The organism is Microcoleus sp. F4-D5, from assembly GCF_036704885.1.
In the GTDB taxonomy this organism is placed as follows: Bacteria; Cyanobacteriota; Cyanobacteriia; order Cyanobacteriales; family Microcoleaceae; genus Microcoleus.
Genome location: NZ_JAUBSX010000027.1, coordinates 26,842 through 42,569, shown reverse-complemented (window position 1 = coordinate 42,569; position 15,728 = coordinate 26,842). Strand labels below are relative to the sequence as shown.

Sequence of the window (15,728 nt, the reverse complement as noted above, 5' to 3'; positions counted from 1 at the left end):
CGGCGCACTACCCCTACCTTTCAGACTTGATACAACTTCCAACTAGCCATCGCCAACATTCCGTAAATCACAAACTTCAGCGGGCGTTGAGGCATAATTTTGCAGAATTTAGCCCCTACCAAAACTCCCGGCACCGAACCCAACCAAATTGGCAAAACTAAACTCCAGTCTACTGTTCCGAGGCTGAGGTGTCCCAGAGATGTAAACATCAACAAAATGGCCGCCTGCGAAATATCTGTACCCACCAATTTAGAAGTATCCAGGCGGAAAAAAGCAATCAGCAGCAGTGCAAACATCGCACCGGAAGACACGCTAGTGATTCCCACTATGCAGCCTAAAATTGCTGCCGCACTCACAGTACAAATACGGCCGTAATTAGTATTTAAGTCCCATTCGGGGGGTGCAGGCAATTTAAAATTAGGGAAAAATGTTTTGAGAACTAATTGGGTCAGCGATAAAGCGACAATTAGGGCGATCGCCAGTCCCAGACAGCGCAGTAAAATGCACTCTAAGTTCGGATTTCCGCTGCACTTGATGCAGTGTAAAAGCCACACCCCAGCCAGCGAACCGGGTACGCTACCCAAAGCCAGCCACTTAACTACTTGCAAGTCGAGGGTTTTTTGCTGCCAGTGTTTGAAGCCGCCAACAACTTTCATCAGTGTAGCAGCTACGACATCCGAACTAATAGCAATTGATGCTGGAATTTGGAAAACAAAAATTAACATTGGGGTGATGAGCGAGGCTCCGCCAACTCCGGTCAAACCAACGATAATGCCCACAAAAAAGCTGAGAAAGGATAGTAATAAGTAGTTCACGGTTATGCCCAAAAACTGTGTAATTAAGCGCTGCCAACCAACAAATAGATAACTGGCGCGACTTTGGCAACACAGCTACACAGGCAAAGTATTACTCGCATTTCAATATTTCTAACCGGGACTTTTGCTATTCAACGCTTGAGACTTACCGCGCGTTCAGCTACAAAAATTTTGGTGAAAGTGAGTAAAGGCAAATAAACAAAGCTACAAAAATTGTAGTGTAAAAGCTCCCTGATTTGATTAAATCTACCTGTGTAACTGATTAAAAATCTTCGATTCCTTGATGGTTTAGATTCTGCTTTTTACCTTGAAGTGACTATCGTCACAGGTAAAACCGATCTCAGGTTAACCGACTGCTGGCCGGAAAAAAAATCGGGAGTATCGAGAACATTAAAATGAATCAATGCCACAACGACAATTGTGAAGGCGGTTGAGGAAACTAAACCCGTCAATAACTCTTTTTTGAGGTTTTTTTCCTTGGGTTTGTCTGCAAAAACATCTACAGCCCCGAATTGCATCAACAGAATTCCAACAATATTGGAAAGCCAGTAGCCGACAATTGTGCCAGGCAACAGTAAATCTGGGGAAAGCCCACTACAGATATACCCAAAGGCGTAGGCAATTGGCAGATTGAAAAATATGTCGTTCCACCAACACAGCGGTGATAGCAAATATCCAATTGCCAGAAGCAACCCGCCTCTGATTTTTTTAAACCAGATTTCCTTAAAGCCCTTAGCTTCTGGCAACTGTTGGGTCAGTTGTCCTGCAAGCTGGTACTCTTGACTGACTTTTTTAGCGTTTTCCACGTTAATAGCTCATAACTCGATCGACTTACCGTAGTTTAGCATCCCGGCAGAACTATGTCTAGTAAGTCAATCGAGTTACCGTATTTTGTTGAGTCGGCTCAATTTAGTTTTTTCCCGGTATAAAAATATCTATCCGGGAGAGGTTGTTGAGAATGCTGACAGGTGCTATTTTATGCGCCGATCGAGAAATTGAAAGTTTGAGGCAAATGCTTGACAGTTTGCCAGAGATATGAAGTGTCGATACCCCAGTAAAATTGCAGGTAAACCAGCAAAAGCCCGATCGCGACTGTCACGCCGAGCAATTTAGGGACTATTTTCGCGACAGTCTCCAGCACTGCGAATGCTGCCCAGATAGCAGCACCTAAGATCAGAATGGAAGCGATCGTGGCAACTGTTTCGCTGTTCATGGTTAACTCCTGTCAAAATCAATCGGGTATTACAAGACTACTTGGGCCCAGGGCGACTGCCAAAATCGAATAAATTACTCCAATTCCCAATAAGCCCACAGCAAAACTGAAAAATAAAACCATGCCGTCTGGGGGATTGTAGGTATCGCTGTCAATTTGGTGGCGAACGGTGAAGTAGTGCACAGTTGAGATTAAGACTGTCGCCCAACCTATTAGAGAGAAGATTAAACCCAACTTCCACCCCATCGCCTCGCGGTAATGTACGGGCATTTGCACGACGCGAAGCCGGATGATGACGACGCCAAAAGCCATGAGTGCCATAGCGGCCCGCATCCATGCTAAGAAGGTGCGTTCATTTGCCGATCGATCGATCGCCCGCGACAGATTTTGCTGCTGTGGTTTCTCATCATCTACTTGCATCGGTTTGAACGATAATTGCACGCGATCGAACTCTTTAAGATTAATATAAAACTCGCCTCATTATTCAGGTGCCATCAAACCTTCTAAGCTAGAAGGAATGGTGAACATATAATAAATTACCCCAGCCCCTAGGATGGCGATCGCGAGGCTGAAAAGAATTACCCAGCGATCGGTAGGTTCATAAGTATCGTAATCGATATCGTGGCGGACGCCGAAGTAGTGCTTAGTTGATAAGAGCACAGTCAGCAAACCCACTGTTGAAAAAAGCAAACCCAACTTCCAACCGTTGCCTGGAGTTGGCAGCAGAGGGGGATGGAAGGCGCGAAGGCGCACGATAACTACGCCAAAACCCATCAGCGATATTGCTGTCCGCATCCATGCTAAATAAGTGCGCTCGTTTGCCAAGTGATCCCGCACCCGCGACGGATTTGGTCGCTTAATCTTTTCTGTATTTAATTTCGTGGATTTCCAATTTAATAGCATAGATGCAACCTTTTAATATTAACTCCAAATATGAAGGTAAACCGATATACTTTCGCTGGGACGATTATCCGCCGGGAGCGATCCCGGCGGGATTTTGCGTTGCACGATCTCTACACCGCCGATCGCATTACAACTACACCAAAACTAATCATTTTCCTCAGTAGGTGCGTTGGGAACTTGCGTATCTATGTAAGTCTGAGTCACGTCAGGAACAAACCAATTCGCATCTCCGGGCTTGAAAACTTTAGCAGTAGGAACGTTGAATTCTACAGCCCCCGTATCGGGATTAGCTCTCGCTACAAGTTGAGTTCCGTCAACTATCTTAACAGCTAGACCGCCGGTCAATTCTTCTGAAGGTCGATCTGTCGTTCTTAAATCGGTTGCTTTGATATCGCTGGGTAGATAAATTCCATCGCAATCCCATTTATGTTCAGTTGTTTGACCGTCAGCTAGAAAATAAAGAGCATTCTCGTAAGAAGAAGAAGGTGCTTTTTTGCGTTTCGGGCCGTAGACAGCCAGGGTTTTTCCTGTCTCGTTGCGGCACTGACCCCAAGGTTTTCCAGTTTCTAAAGTGTATTTTTGAAACTCCAATTGAGAGATTTTTTGCTGAAGTTGCTCGGGGGTATAAGTCTCGGCGAGATTGGGTGCGTCTTTCGCTGCCTTGAAAGTGTTCAGAGCTTCAGTCACCTCTATGTAGTCGGGATTGCTTGCATATTTCGGCGTTTTTGGAGCATCGGCCCAGGATGGGGGAACGAATACTAAATTGGCGGTCATTACCAACAGCACTAAAACAAATTTGAAGATTTTCACAATGTTTCTCCTTTTCTAGATTGTCAGGTTTTTTTCAACTTTCTGTTTGCTTGCTATTTGAGGACTTAGGCAAAAACGAACTATCTTTAACTGGTTTGCCGGAAAAACCCAATTTGGCAGAATCGAAAAATCTAGTTTTTTAGGATTAGACCTCTTGTCAAATTCGAGCGGCGTGGGGTAGTGGCGAAGTGTTCGGGAGATATTTTATGGATTCCTCCTCAAGCTTTTAGCTGAGTTTGATTCACCACTACATAATTTATTGAAAAGATAGGTATATTCTTGCCTAATTCTGGCAATTTGCTAGCTCAAAAGATGGTGTCAACTTGCGTGAATACTTGAGGCTAAATTAGTTTGAAGCTGCTTTTAGCTTGGTCACTTACTTCATTATTAACTTAGCATATTTGTTCATAAATTTCAAGCTCTTTAACGCAAAATTTAAGCAAACAATTGTTAAGGAAAAAGTGATGAGTTAGGACTTGTGACTTATAGCAAGTTATCTACCTATAGAGGGATGAAAGTAGCGGAAATTTGGCCAATCATTAGTTAAATTAAAATAGCGGGAGCAGCCGATAACTACCGCTTTCAATCAGGATGAATATTCCCAAACCAATCAAGACAAAAGGGACAACAGCCTTGGTATAGCGAGTCAAAATAGGGGCGATCGCCCTTTGGCGAGTTAACCGGTAAGCAGCATAAGACCAAACACCTACCATCACCGAGAAAACTGCCAGAATCACCACCAATCTAGGCAAATCGCTGCTAGCAAACAGCGGCAAATAAATGCCGATATTGTCACCCCCGTTGGCCACTGTTACCGCAGCCACATTCAAAGTTTGGGGGTTGAAAAGATTTGCTAGTTTTGACACAGGTGAATTAGATTCGCGGTTAAGTTCGCCGGATACCGCTTGTACGTCGTTTTCCTCATTTTCTCTCTTGACTGAGTGACTGATGCCGATCGCGATCGGAACCAAACCCAGCAAGCCAATCCAAGCTTTCGGAACAATTAAACCGCCAAAAAAACCGGGCAAACTAGCAGCGATCAGCGCTGCAAATCCGAGGTACTTACCGACAAAGATATGCCGGGGGCGGAAAGAATCATTTACCTGGGCGAAGAACAGCATCGAAATCACCATATCGTCGATATTGGTTGCGGCAAAAGATGTCATTCCGGCAATAATCGCTGCTGCAATCCAATTCATGTGCTGTCCCTGCAAATTTTTTAAACTTCTGTTTCGCTGGCGTTACCTCTGCTCATAGTTATCAAACAGAAAGCGCAACCGACTAAAGATATTATACTTAAAGTTGGGCTTGCCAGAGTGCCGCTTTTAACCAGAATCGTTATTCCCAATCCGATCAAAACAAAAGGCACAAGCTGATTGCCGTAGCGAGTCAAAGTATCCGCGATCGCCCGCATCTTAATTAACCGATAAGCAGCGTAGCACCAAACGCCCACCATCGCGAAGAATACAGCTAGAATTCCCGCCAGACTTTCTAAAGTATTGCTAGCAAAAAGCGGCACGTAGATCCCGATATTGTCGCCTCCATTTGCCACCGTCACCGCTGCTACGCTGTAAGTTTGAGGAGACAGAAAACTGCTAAAAAAAGAGTTCTCAGATTGCTCTAATTCTGCCTCAGCTTCCGAATCGTCAGTTTCTGGATTCAGCAAGCGGCTGAGCCCGATCGCGATTGGCAGCAAACCCAGCATTCCGATCCAATCTGGCGGAAAGATTAAGCGACCAAAAAAGCCGGGAAGGCTAACCAAAACCAGTGCACTAAAGCCCAGATACTGACCGAAGACGATATGCCTGTGCCGAAATACTGCATTCACCTGCGAGAAAAACAGCAGCAGAATCAGAATATCGTCAAGATTCGTAGCTGTAAAAGCTGTCATAGCAGTAGAAATTGCTGTTAGTAATTCATTCATTTCTGTGTCTCCTTAATTTGTGCGATCGGTTTTTAGGCTGGTTTTCTCGCGGAGAAATCGTTGAATAAAATCAGAGTCAATGTCGCATTAGGGTTGGTCGTCGATCCCGCAGTCCGGCAGGGGTTGAAACCCCCGCCTCAAAGCTCAAGTCCTCGCTTCAGAGGACTGAATAAATTGTTAGCCATCTGTTGAATAAATTGTCAGCCATCTGCCGAATAAATTATCAATCATCTTTAGTCCTCATAGCGAGGACTTTTGCTATGAGGCAGGGGTTGAAACCCCTGCCGGACTACGAATTACTAATCAAAGCTGTTGTTGTCGATCGGTACTGCTTTCAATCGAACACCGCCGTAAATTGCATTTTCTTCCTCGAACTTGGCATGAATTGCGTCAATACCCTGCTGCATCGAGCCCGCCAGTTCAGGAGAACGCCGCCGCTGCAAGACAAACCATCCGCAACTAGCAACCAAATACATCAAGAACAAGTAAGGAAACGCATCGTAAGGAGCTTCTGGAGGTGGGAACATAGTGCTGCCTGGAATGCCTACACTGCCCGCAATCGGAATCATCATAAATGCGATCGCCACAGCCGAAAACCCTACATCCCGCACGCGCAATTTACCAATTTTGTGCAGGTAAACCGGGGCTGCGATCGAAATTAAGACGTACACGGTTAAAAATCCGTAGCTGCAAAGTGCTCCTAAATAACCCATACAATCGAACAGTTTGATGTGAAACAGAGACATCGCAGCAGGAACCAAAAATGTCAGAAATGTACACATCGTTACTGCAACGTGGGGAGTTCTATTAGATGAATGCGCTACACCCAATGAAGAGTGAAACAAACCGTGCCGCGCCATCATAAAAAACACTCTCGCCGCTGGATTGATGCTGCCGAGGACGCAAGCAAAAAAGCTAAATAAAGCGCCGAAAGCCACTAACTCTCCCAGCCAACCCATGCCGACTTGCTGCGATAGAAAAGTCAGAGGTTCTTCACTATTAGTAATAGAAACTCCCGTACCGCTAAAACCCAAAACCTCAATATAGGTCATCAGAATGAAGAATAAGCCTGCCATAACAGCACTGCCCATGACAGCTCTGGGGATATTTTTTAAGGGTTTTTTCGCTTCGTCGCCCAGAGATGTAGCACTTTCAAAACCTGAGAAACCAAACATTACTAATACAAGTCCCGTCGCTATGTTCCCCGGAGTTACGCCTTCCAAAGTTAATTGCGACATATCCAGGGCAAAACCTTTGTGCGCCCAGATGATGATTCCCAAAATAAAAATTGCCGCCACTGATGCCCCCTCCAGCCACAGCATCGCCATAGCTGAAAGTTGGATATCTTTATAAGCTGCATACCAAGCAACGCCCGCCCCGATCGCTAACAGCGTAATCGGTGACGGATGGATGCCTAAATGACCGATGAAACTACCCGTAAAGTTGGCAAAACCGCACAAAACTGACATCCCAGTAAATAGATAAGCCAGTACCAAACTCCAGCCGCAAATTACGCCGGCCGTCGGGCCAAGTCCTTTAACAATGTAAGAATAAAGAGAACCAGCAGAAGCCGATCGACTCGCAAATTGGTTGATATTGATGCTGACAAATACTAGGCCTATCAAGCCGATGAGAAAGCTCAGCCAAGTCCCGTTACCCGAAAGAGCGACAATTAACCCTAGATTAGATGCGGGTATAGTTGTAGGTGCAATAACGGCAAAGGATTGAGCTAAAACCTCCCCGAAGGAGAGGCAGTCCGGCTTTAAGCCGTGTGCACTCTGATTTTTTTTCGTTTTCTTGGTCATTTATCTTCTCTATTTTGGTCGATCGACTTTTGGCGATCGGCTTCAACTTGTCAGTGCTGTTTCAGCATCGGGCCCTGCATTAGAAGCTTAAGTATCACCTTAAGGCTCTTGACAGGTAAAATCAAATGGTCTTTTTTATCGAATTAATAAATACAAGTGATGCTGTGCCGCGGCAAAAGAACTGTTGGAAGACGAGACCTATCTGTCGCCACCAGCCCAAACCCTTGAAGTTAAAAGGAAACATTAATTACCGGCTGGCAACCGTGCTTTTTTGGCAATTCCAGCCTGTACCAGAGACTCGAAAAGTTCAAGTCAAAGTTAAGCCGCAAAAGATTTTAATTTCAAAAAATAACTGTATTTAGTAAAGGGGCACTCAGAATGGCCGGAATGACGCTTGACCAACTGCGAGTTTTTCTAGCTGTCGCGGAACACCTGCACTTCAGCCGCGCGGCGGAGGAACTTTACATCACTCAGCCCGCTGTCAGTGCGGCAATCCAAAGCTTAGAGGCACAATATGGAGTAAAACTATTTCACCGCATCGGCCGCCACATCGAAATTACTGAAGCCGGGAAGTTGCTGCAAGTTGAAACGCAGAAAATTCTCGACCAAGTTGCTTTGACTGAGAGAGGTTTGCGGGAGTTGAACGACTTGCAGCGAGGCGATTTAAAATTGGGTTGCAGTCTGACTATTGGCAATTATTGGTTGCCTGATAAAATTAGCAAGTTCAAACAGCAATATCCCGGTATTTGCGTGAACTGTACTCTTGCAAATGCCGAAGAAATTTGTGCGGGTACGGCGACGGGAACATTTGATTTGGGTTTAGTGACCGGAGACATCAAAGCTTCGCTTAAGAACACTCTGGAAGAAGAAGTTATAGGCAGCGAACGCTTGCTGATTGTTGTTGGCAAATCTCACCCTTGGTTTGAACGTGCAGAGGTGAGTTTAACGGAAATTGTGCAAACGGATTGGGTGATGCGAGAAGCTGGTTCTGGAGTTCAGCAAATGTTGGAACAAGCTTTGCAAAGTTGGGGCATTAATCCCCATGAATTGAATGTAACTTTAGTTTTGAACAGCAGCGAAATGGTAAAAGCAGTGGTGGAAAGCGGCACAGGTGCCGCGGCTATTCCTGAATTGATGGTAAAAAAAGAATTGCAGCTATCTACACTGCGATCGATTAAAATTATAGATAGCCAAGCAAGTTCAAATGTATGTCTTGAAATAATTAAACCCGTTTTGAAACTGAAGCACCGACAGCGTTTTCAAACAGGAATTACTAAAGCTTTTGAACAGATATTAATTCAATTTCCTGGGGATTCGTAAGATCCGCGTAGGGACACTCCAAGAGCCTATTAGTGTCAACTTAAGCTGTCAGTCCGCCCAGTCCTTCCGTCCGCCCGTCACTCCGCCAGGGGTTGAAACCCCTGTCTAATAGCTAAAGTCCTCTCAAAGAGGACTGAAGAACTCATTAGTCGTCTTCAGACGACTTTAGCTTTGAGGCAGGGGTTTCAACCCTTGCCGGACTATTGGTTGTACGTTAAGTTGACACGACGAAAGGCACGGTGCCGTGTCCCCACTTAATAGACATCTCCTAAAAAGCAAGTTTTGAACAGGCAGGATGCCTGTTCCACAAGAATTATGGGAGATATCTAATTACCTTAATTACCGCTGTTCAATAGTTTTTTCACATCCAATAAATTTTTACCCCCATCACCAACAATCAGCGGCAATTTCCCGTTCCATTTTTCTATAGCTTGCCTTTGCAACAGTTCCGGAGTCAAATTGTTTCGCAGCAATCTTTGCACTTCAGCTTCCCCTTTAGCTAAATTCACTTTAGCCTCTGCCTCTTTTGCTGCCTTCAGCGCTAAAAACTCCCCTTTTTTTGCTTCCTGTTCGGCAATTTGTTTCGCCTCCACCGCATCGCTAAACCGCTCAGAAAAGTGAACGTGCACTAAAGAAATATCGTCAACTGCAATGTGATATGTAACCAGCCTCAAAGTCAAAAAATTATCAACTTCCGCTTTAACTTCTCCCCGTTTAGTAATAATTTCTTCAGCCGTGTATTTTGCCATTACTGCTTTTAATACTTCTTCAACTGCCGGAGCGATAATGCAATCTACCACTTGTTTTTCGTCACCTATTTGTTGAAAAATAGCATTAGCTTCTTCTGGGATAATGTGCCAGTTCAGCGCTACATCTGTGAAAACATCTTGCAAATCTTTTGAGGAAGCTTCAGCGGAGCTTTCCTGTTTTTGCACCCTGACGCTCAATTTTTTTACAGTATCAACTATGGGAACTATTACGTGAATTCCTTCTCCAAGTACCTGGTCTTGCACTTGACCAAACTGCATCATCACGCCCCGTTCTCCAGCGTTGATAATAACAAAAAATTTGGACATAATAGCTAAAAAAACTATCACTATAGATAATTGAACAGCTATATAAACATCCTTAGATTTTTTATTGCTTGATTTGAGTGAGTCAACGTTACTGCTGGATTCTCCAACCATATTCCACCCCGATCGCACTTAATTATCGGACAAATATTGACTTAACCGCTCTTCTATTTTCCTTCCAGCAGCAACCGTTCAAAATCCGCTGCCACCAAAGGAGGACTGAACAGATATCCTTGCATTGTATCGCACTCGTAACGGCAGAGAAAATCTTTTTCTGCTTCGGTTTCAACTCCTTCGGCAATTACCTCAAGACAGAGACTGTGCGCCATTTCAATAATAGCTTTCACAATCGCTGCATTTGTGCAACCATCGGTGATATTGCTGATAAAACAGCGGTCGATTTTTAAAGTATCGAAGGGGTATTGCGTCAAATAGCTTAAAGAAGAATACCCGGTTCCGAAATCGTCAATAGATATACAAACTCCCAAATTTTTCAATTGTTGCAAAGCAGCGATCGCACTTTCGGCATCCTCTACCATCAAACTTTCTGTCAGCTCTAATTCCAAACTGCTCGGTTCCAAACCAGTTTCTGCTAAAATTTGGGCAACTCTGCTGCACAGATCCGGTTGGTGAAATTGGCGCGGCGACAGATTCACCGCTACCCGCAGCGAAAAACCAGCATTGTGCCAAACTTGCATTTGCCTGCAAGCTGTCTGCAAAACCCACTCGCCTAATTGTATTATGAAGCCAGTTTCTTCGGCATCGGGAATAAATTCTGCGGGCGAAATCAGCCCTTTTTCTGGATGCAGCCAGCGCACTAAAGCTTCTGCGCTCATAATTTTACCTGTCTGGACATTGATTTGCGGCTGATAGTAAACTTGGAATTCTTCACGTTCCAAGGCGTTGCACAAATTTGTTTTTATCTGCTGTAATTTGTGGGCGCTATCTGGGGTTAAGGCCCCGTTTTGCCATCGCAAATTATTGTACTGTTCGGCGACAGCTTCTTGTTTTTTCAAGCGGCTTGATATCGCTCCCACAAGTTCAGCTTTACTAAAAGGTTTAGTCAGGTAATCATCTGCTCCCAATTCCATACCTTGTCGCATTTCAGAGCGATTCGCTTTACCGGTGAGAAAAACAAAAGGTACTGTAGCAGTAAGAGGATTCGATCGCAAGGCCACCAGCACCCCGTAACCGTCAAGTTCTGGCATCATCACGTCGCAAATAATCACGTCGGGAAGATTTGACACTGCCGCATATAAACCTTGTGCCCCATTTTCTGCACCTGTCACGTCGAAACCTTCAGCTTTGAGGAGTTTGAGAATATTCTCGCGAATTAGTTGCTCGTCCTCAATCACTAGAATCTTTTTCATACGTCATTCCCTGAAAGCGGTATAATTGATAGGCGTTACTGAACCCGATAAGCGTCTCAATAACTGAGAACGCACAGATCGATCGGCCCAACAGCGGAATATGTTCCGACACAAATAGCAAACGCCTGAAAAACGCCAATTTTTCAAGCACAACTAGATTAATCTTTCTCTGCTTAGTCAGTGCCGTCCGTATTATTACGAGGTTAATTAATAATCTCTAAACTAATTCTAGGCGATCGATAGTTAGCAGCGCCTTAAATAACTGCTAAACTAATTGTGCCACCTGAACGATTGTCTGCAAACAATCTCAGCCTATTTATACCAGTTGCCAAAAATAATGCAACTGCAAGCAAGTTCCAAACCCTTGCGGAGTCAGTCTTCCCCATTCTTCAACGTAAAATCTAAACTTTTAAATCTCAAATGGTATTACCTACTGGATTCCCTGAACCCGCACAGATTGGGGTCATAGAAGTTAAGCAATATCCTCAGTACCGGGCTGTCACCTACACCCACGCAGGCGATTTGCGACAAGCAACTGGCATCGCCTTCAATCCCTTATTTCAACACATCAGCAACAACCAAATTGCGATGACAACGCCAGTAGAAGCGCGCTACACTGGAACTTCTGGGGAAATGAATGCAGTTCCCCAAGCAGAAGTTTCGTTCCTTTATCCCGCACCAAATATCGCCCCCAGCAGCGTTAACTCCGCTGTAGAAATCACGGATACTTCGCCGATGACGGTTGTCAGCATCGGCGTGCGCGGGGCCTACACTTGGGAAAGCTACGAAAATAACCTCCAGAAACTCAAAGATTGGCTTCAAGAACATCCCGAATACGAAATAGTCGGGCCGCCGCGCCGCTTCTTTTACAATTCCCCGATGACGCCGGAAGCAACTAAAATCAGCGAGGTACAAATTCCGATCCAGTGCCGCTGACGTGAACAACTAATTCGCGAATGTGACCCCGCTGGCGGTGTTCCCACAGGTAAATTCCCTGCCAAGTTCCTAACAGCAACCTGCTGCGATCGATCGGGATTTGTTCGGAAGTATGAGTCAGCGCAGTGCGAATGTGGGCCGGCATATCGTCTGGGCCTTCTGCATCGTGAATGTAGCGATCGTCCTCCGGTACCAGTTTAGCCAAAAAGTTAGCCAAATCCTTAAGTACATCGGGGTCAGCATTTTCTTGAATCACCAAACTAGCAGAAGTGTGGCGCAAAAATAAGCTGCAAAGTCCCGTTTGAATACCTGAATTCGCCACCGCATCTTCTATCTTAGGAGTGATGTTGCACAGAGACTTCCCTGTAGTTTTAATTTTGAGGATCTGTTGATAGTGAGACATTCGATTTTAGATTTTGGATTTTAGATTTTAGATTTTGGATGAGACTGATGCAAGACTCTTCAGTCTGGCGTTGCGCCGACTTTGTTTGTGCAGGATCGATTTCAAATAGCCTTATGTAAAATAATCTACAACAGCTTGGGCGATCGCCTCCGTACCATTTTTATCCAATTTATCCGGCAAACACGGCAGATGCAGCGGTTGTCGCAAAAACTCCCAATCCCCCTCAAAAAACTCCGCCGCCGTCACAATTTGATGTTCCGCATAATTTTTAATCCCTTCCAGCAACACCGCCGCTTCTGCAAAACCTTCTCTCATGATAGAAACAACAGGTATTTCCAAGCGCAAAGCTTCTGCAAAAGTGCTGTATCCCGGTTTAGAAACTAAACGCCCGCAGACAGGCATAATATCGACAGGACGCGGTAAAATCGGGAAAGATTGTGCAAACTCCTGATTTTTGACTTTAATCAAATTCGACAAATCGGGAGCTCCCGCATCAAAAGTAATAAATTGCCAGTCGCTAAATTGCTGTAAATTTTGATAAGGAATTTCTTCTAAACCCAGTCCGCCAAAAGTCAACAATACAGTTTTTTCCAGGGGTGTTTCGATGCCGAATACTTCCCGAACTTTATCGTTACTGTAGCGAGGATTGCCGCCTGTCAAGCCAACATCTTGAATATTGGGGAAAGCTGCCATCGGTTCGTGCAAAGGAAGACGAAAAAGTCGATCGCACATTCCGAAACACTCACCAATCCAATTTGCCATTTCTGCAAATTCCCCGCCCCAATCTCGATAGATAAAATCCCACCCGAAATTGCTCATCATCCAGCAGGGAACCCCAGCCGCTGCCGCCATTCGCGTTGCCAAAGGAGGAATATCTGCCAGCACCAAACCCACCCGATTTTGCTTGATAAAATTAACTTCGCTGGCAATTAGCGAATTTTGCTTTTTCCGAATTTCCCGCAATTTTTCCAGCGTCGCGTCTTTATCCATATGCAAACTGTCAGCTTGCACGACTCCGACATCAAAAGCGCGGGGACGGTGGATAAAGTCGCCGCCAATGTAAGATTCTAGCAGCCAGCGAGGAGCTGTTGTTGTGATAATTAGTAAAATATCTGGATTTAATTCTTGAATTTTTGCAGCTACGGAGGAGACTCGGACAGCGTGGCCGAATCCGTGATTCGTGATGGCAATATATAATGTTGGTCGAGACATTGATAATAGGGAATTGGGAATTGGGAATTGGGAATTGGGCATCCGGCATCGGGAATTGCGAATTGGAGGTAGAGACTCGAAGGCAGCGAACAATCACAAAATTAATAACTAATGACTAAGCTGTTGCTGCATTTAAATTGTATGTCAAAAAAAATCAATTCTTGTGGGGTGGGCGTCCCGCCCGCCCTGAATATACAATTTAAATGCGCGACAGCTTATCGAATATGCAAAAACTCATCAATCAGACGCACCCTCAGACCAAACAGGCAATTGATTAATTTTGTCCAGCGTTATATCTACATACTTTTGACCCTCCGCCGCCCGATTTTCGCCAAAATATCCCTCATCGCCGTCGTGCTTGTGAGGGCCGCTCAAAGCTTCTGCATAGCGGCCTTGCAAACGAGCTTGATTGAAAGGAGAAGTCGCGTACCAGTACCAGCGAGTCGGAAAAACTATGCCGCCAATATCCTCAATTGAATCGCGAGTGCCGCGAAAGTGGAAAATGCGATCGGCTTCTGCAAAACCATTTTCTCCCGAAAACACGCCCCCAACCGAAACAACCGTAATTTCTGCCTTCAGCCATTCTTTAAGATAGCGAGTAGCACCCAAAGCAACTTGTGCGCCGCCGCTTGTGCCAATTAAAATAACTTTCAAAGGTTGTTTAGGATTAACTGAAATCGGAGATTTAGCATTCATGCGCTCGATAATTGCATTAGCAATTCCCTGATTGTATGCAAAGCCGTAGCGATAATCTAGAGAAATTGCAAACCTCCAGAGATTGCGAATTTTGATGAATATATCCCCCGCAATCGGTCCGCTTTTGGTCTGTTCTGCAAACCGCCAAAAAGGAGCTAGCCACCGCTCTCCTCCTAAACTTTTGTTAGAAGCTGAGTAAGGAAAAACATCGCCCACTGCTACGCACTGCGGGTGACTTTTAACTAAACGCTTGAGAAAGAACTCTTCGCCAGGGGTTAATTCGTCCCCCGAAAAATCGCCAACTCCCGGTAAAAAGATGATATAACAACTGAGCCGCGAAGACTGGCGGGCTTCTAAATTGCCCTTGTTTGAGGGCAATATCTCCGGCGGATTTTTCTTGATGCCAAAAGTTTCGGCACTTTGATTCAGCCACCATATCACAGTTCCCACCGGGGAAAGAATGCCCCAAATTATTAGAATTACACCTGCGACGAGCAGCAAATTTAAACTTCCCCCGCGCAGCCATGCAAGTATCCTTAAAATGAATCTTAACATTTAATAAAATCTGGTAGAATGCCAATTAATTAGCTAATTACGTAGAAATAATTCGGTGATTCTGCTGTATTAGAGCTTATTATGTAAAAGTTGTCAACTATCTTGAGGAGCAGGAGTTCAACGTGAAGGGAGAAGATTCAATTGCAGGTTTGGGCGCAACCCTTTGGAACGCACTTTCTTTGGACGGCAATTTTTACGAAAAAACTCCCTACACTCGCAGAACTAAGCGAATAGCTTTAACAGTTGTAATTTTAGCTGCGCTGTCCCGCGTGTTGGGCAGTGCTGTCATCTTGTTAATCAACCGAACTGAGCCATCAGTATTATTTCTAGGACTTTTGATAGAGGGTTTGGCAGTCGCGGGTGGTTATTATTTTTGGACTTTCACTATTTTTAAAATCGGGGAGTGGCTGAAGCCGGGACACGTAACTTATGGGGAGTTGTTGGTTCCGATCGGCTTTGCCTACGCCCCCCAAGCGCTGAATTTTTTAACCTTAATTCCCTTGTTGGGAGAAGGAATAGAGCGCATATTAGCCCTGTGGAGTTTGCTAGCTGTAATTGTGGCGGTTCGCCAAGGTTTGGATATTCAAACTCGCTGGGCGGTGTTCATTTGTTTTGTAGGTTGGCCGTTGATTCAAATTGCGATCGGCTTTGTGAAAGTAATTGAACAGTTGCTTTCACGATGGCTTTAATTAA

17 protein-coding genes are annotated in these 15,728 nt (G+C 44.9%); 3 read left to right on the top strand and 14 right to left on the bottom strand.

Features of this window, described 5'->3' with window-relative positions; all coding sequences use genetic code 11:
* Nucleotides 1-20 precede the first annotated feature (20 nt).
* The 9 genes from QUA80_RS14725 to QUA80_RS14685 form a co-directional block, all read right to left on the bottom strand.
* On the bottom strand, nucleotides 21-815 hold the full coding sequence (locus QUA80_RS14725) for a sulfite exporter TauE/SafE family protein (protein WP_333425629.1): 795 nt from the start codon (nucleotides 813-815) through the stop codon (nucleotides 21-23).
* 302 nt (nucleotides 816-1,117) lie between these two features.
* Nucleotides 1,118-1,621, bottom strand: a complete 504-nt coding sequence (locus tag QUA80_RS14720; RefSeq protein ID WP_333425627.1) for a hypothetical protein — start codon at nucleotides 1,619-1,621, stop codon at nucleotides 1,118-1,120.
* A gap of 170 nt (nucleotides 1,622-1,791) precedes the next feature.
* The gene (locus QUA80_RS14715) at nucleotides 1,792-2,028 is read right to left on the bottom strand and encodes a hypothetical protein (RefSeq protein WP_333425625.1); all 237 of its coding nucleotides are present in this window, start codon (nucleotides 2,026-2,028) and stop codon (nucleotides 1,792-1,794) included.
* 18 nt (nucleotides 2,029-2,046) lie between these two features.
* Nucleotides 2,047-2,469, bottom strand: coding sequence for a DUF202 domain-containing protein (locus QUA80_RS14710; protein WP_333425623.1), 423 nt, complete (start codon nucleotides 2,467-2,469; stop codon nucleotides 2,047-2,049).
* 39 nt (nucleotides 2,470-2,508) lie between these two features.
* On the bottom strand, nucleotides 2,509-2,931 hold the full coding sequence (locus QUA80_RS14705) for a DUF202 domain-containing protein (RefSeq protein WP_333235994.1): 423 nt from the start codon (nucleotides 2,929-2,931) through the stop codon (nucleotides 2,509-2,511).
* A 144-nt stretch (nucleotides 2,932-3,075) separates the two neighbouring features.
* Complete coding sequence (locus tag QUA80_RS14700; protein WP_333425621.1) at nucleotides 3,076-3,741, bottom strand: hypothetical protein; 666 nt, start codon at nucleotides 3,739-3,741, stop codon at nucleotides 3,076-3,078.
* A gap of 548 nt (nucleotides 3,742-4,289) precedes the next feature.
* Nucleotides 4,290-4,940 carry a cadmium resistance transporter gene (locus tag QUA80_RS14695; protein ID WP_333425619.1) on the bottom strand — a complete coding sequence of 217 codons (651 nt, stop codon included), beginning with the start codon at nucleotides 4,938-4,940 and terminating at the stop codon, nucleotides 4,290-4,292.
* Nucleotides 4,941-4,960: 20 nt separating this feature from the next.
* Nucleotides 4,961-5,665, bottom strand: a complete 705-nt coding sequence (locus QUA80_RS14690; protein ID WP_333425617.1) for a cadmium resistance transporter — start codon at nucleotides 5,663-5,665, stop codon at nucleotides 4,961-4,963.
* Nucleotides 5,666-5,964: 299 nt separating this feature from the next.
* A complete protein-coding gene (locus tag QUA80_RS14685; protein ID WP_333425615.1) occupies nucleotides 5,965-7,470 on the bottom strand; it encodes an APC family permease in 1,506 nt (501 codons plus the stop codon).
* Between the two features lie 387 nt (nucleotides 7,471-7,857).
* On the opposite strand from QUA80_RS14685, the gene QUA80_RS14680 reads away from it, so the two are divergent.
* Nucleotides 7,858-8,790 carry a LysR family transcriptional regulator gene (locus QUA80_RS14680; RefSeq protein ID WP_333425613.1) on the top strand — a complete coding sequence of 311 codons (933 nt, stop codon included), beginning with the start codon at nucleotides 7,858-7,860 and terminating at the stop codon, nucleotides 8,788-8,790.
* 335 nt (nucleotides 8,791-9,125) lie between these two features.
* Here QUA80_RS14680 and QUA80_RS14675 read toward each other — a convergent pair whose 3' ends face one another.
* Both QUA80_RS14675 and QUA80_RS14670 read right to left on the bottom strand, forming a co-directional pair.
* Nucleotides 9,126-9,977 carry a prohibitin family protein gene (locus QUA80_RS14675; protein WP_445302237.1) on the bottom strand — a complete coding sequence of 284 codons (852 nt, stop codon included), beginning with the start codon at nucleotides 9,975-9,977 and terminating at the stop codon, nucleotides 9,126-9,128.
* A gap of 53 nt (nucleotides 9,978-10,030) precedes the next feature.
* On the bottom strand, nucleotides 10,031-11,233 hold the full coding sequence (locus QUA80_RS14670) for an EAL domain-containing response regulator (RefSeq protein WP_333425609.1): 1,203 nt from the start codon (nucleotides 11,231-11,233) through the stop codon (nucleotides 10,031-10,033).
* 420 nt (nucleotides 11,234-11,653) lie between these two features.
* On the opposite strand from QUA80_RS14670, the gene QUA80_RS14665 reads away from it, so the two are divergent.
* Nucleotides 11,654-12,169: a heme-binding protein gene (locus tag QUA80_RS14665; RefSeq protein ID WP_333425608.1), complete on the top strand. Its 516-nt coding sequence runs from the start codon at nucleotides 11,654-11,656 to the stop codon at nucleotides 12,167-12,169.
* Here the strand turns inward: QUA80_RS14665 and QUA80_RS14660 are convergent.
* The 3 genes from QUA80_RS14660 to QUA80_RS14650 form a co-directional block, all read right to left on the bottom strand.
* Nucleotides 12,135-12,572, bottom strand: coding sequence for a secondary thiamine-phosphate synthase enzyme YjbQ (locus QUA80_RS14660; RefSeq protein WP_333425606.1), 438 nt, complete (start codon nucleotides 12,570-12,572; stop codon nucleotides 12,135-12,137). The two genes, QUA80_RS14665 and QUA80_RS14660, sit on opposite strands and share 35 nt — an antisense overlap.
* Nucleotides 12,573-12,683: 111 nt before the next feature.
* The gene (locus tag QUA80_RS14655) at nucleotides 12,684-13,784 is read right to left on the bottom strand and encodes a glycosyl transferase (protein ID WP_333425604.1); all 1,101 of its coding nucleotides are present in this window, start codon (nucleotides 13,782-13,784) and stop codon (nucleotides 12,684-12,686) included.
* Nucleotides 13,785-14,021: 237 nt separating this feature from the next.
* On the bottom strand, nucleotides 14,022-15,035 hold the full coding sequence (locus QUA80_RS14650; protein WP_333425602.1) for a hypothetical protein: 1,014 nt from the start codon (nucleotides 15,033-15,035) through the stop codon (nucleotides 14,022-14,024).
* Between the two features lie 122 nt (nucleotides 15,036-15,157).
* On the opposite strand from QUA80_RS14650, the gene QUA80_RS14645 reads away from it, so the two are divergent.
* Entirely contained in the window at nucleotides 15,158-15,724 is a 567-nt protein-coding gene (locus tag QUA80_RS14645) for a hypothetical protein (RefSeq protein ID WP_333425601.1), read from the top strand.
* Nucleotides 15,725-15,728 lie beyond the last annotated feature (4 nt).

Excerpts from the sequence above, each read along its gene's own strand:
- QUA80_RS14715 (WP_333425625.1), bottom strand. The coding sequence starts at position 2,028 with ATGAACAGCGAAACAGTTGCCACGATCGCTTCCATTCTGATCTTAGGT.
- QUA80_RS14680 (WP_333425613.1), top strand. The coding sequence starts at position 7,858 with ATGACGCTTGACCAACTGCGAGTTTTTCTAGCTGTCGCGGAACACCTG.
- QUA80_RS14670 (WP_333425609.1), bottom strand. The coding sequence starts at position 11,233 with ATGAAAAAGATTCTAGTGATTGAGGACGAGCAACTAATTCGCGAGAAT.
- QUA80_RS14650 (WP_333425602.1), bottom strand. The coding sequence starts at position 15,035 with ATGTTAAGATTCATTTTAAGGATACTTGCATGGCTGCGCGGGGGAAGT.
- QUA80_RS14665 (WP_333425608.1), top strand. The coding sequence starts at position 11,654 with ATGGTATTACCTACTGGATTCCCTGAACCCGCACAGATTGGGGTCATA.
- QUA80_RS14675 (WP_445302237.1), bottom strand. The coding sequence starts at position 9,977 with ATGGTTGGAGAATCCAGCAGTAACGTTGACTCACTCAAATCAAGCAAT.
- QUA80_RS14685 (WP_333425615.1), bottom strand. The coding sequence starts at position 7,470 with ATGACCAAGAAAACGAAAAAAAATCAGAGTGCACACGGCTTAAAGCCG.
- QUA80_RS14695 (WP_333425619.1), bottom strand. The coding sequence starts at position 4,940 with ATGAATTGGATTGCAGCAGCGATTATTGCCGGAATGACATCTTTTGCC.
- QUA80_RS14655 (WP_333425604.1), bottom strand. The coding sequence starts at position 13,784 with ATGTCTCGACCAACATTATATATTGCCATCACGAATCACGGATTCGGC.
- QUA80_RS14705 (WP_333235994.1), bottom strand. The coding sequence starts at position 2,931 with ATGCTATTAAATTGGAAATCCACGAAATTAAATACAGAAAAGATTAAG.
- QUA80_RS14660 (WP_333425606.1), bottom strand. The coding sequence starts at position 12,572 with ATGTCTCACTATCAACAGATCCTCAAAATTAAAACTACAGGGAAGTCT.
- QUA80_RS14690 (WP_333425617.1), bottom strand. The coding sequence starts at position 5,665 with ATGAATGAATTACTAACAGCAATTTCTACTGCTATGACAGCTTTTACA.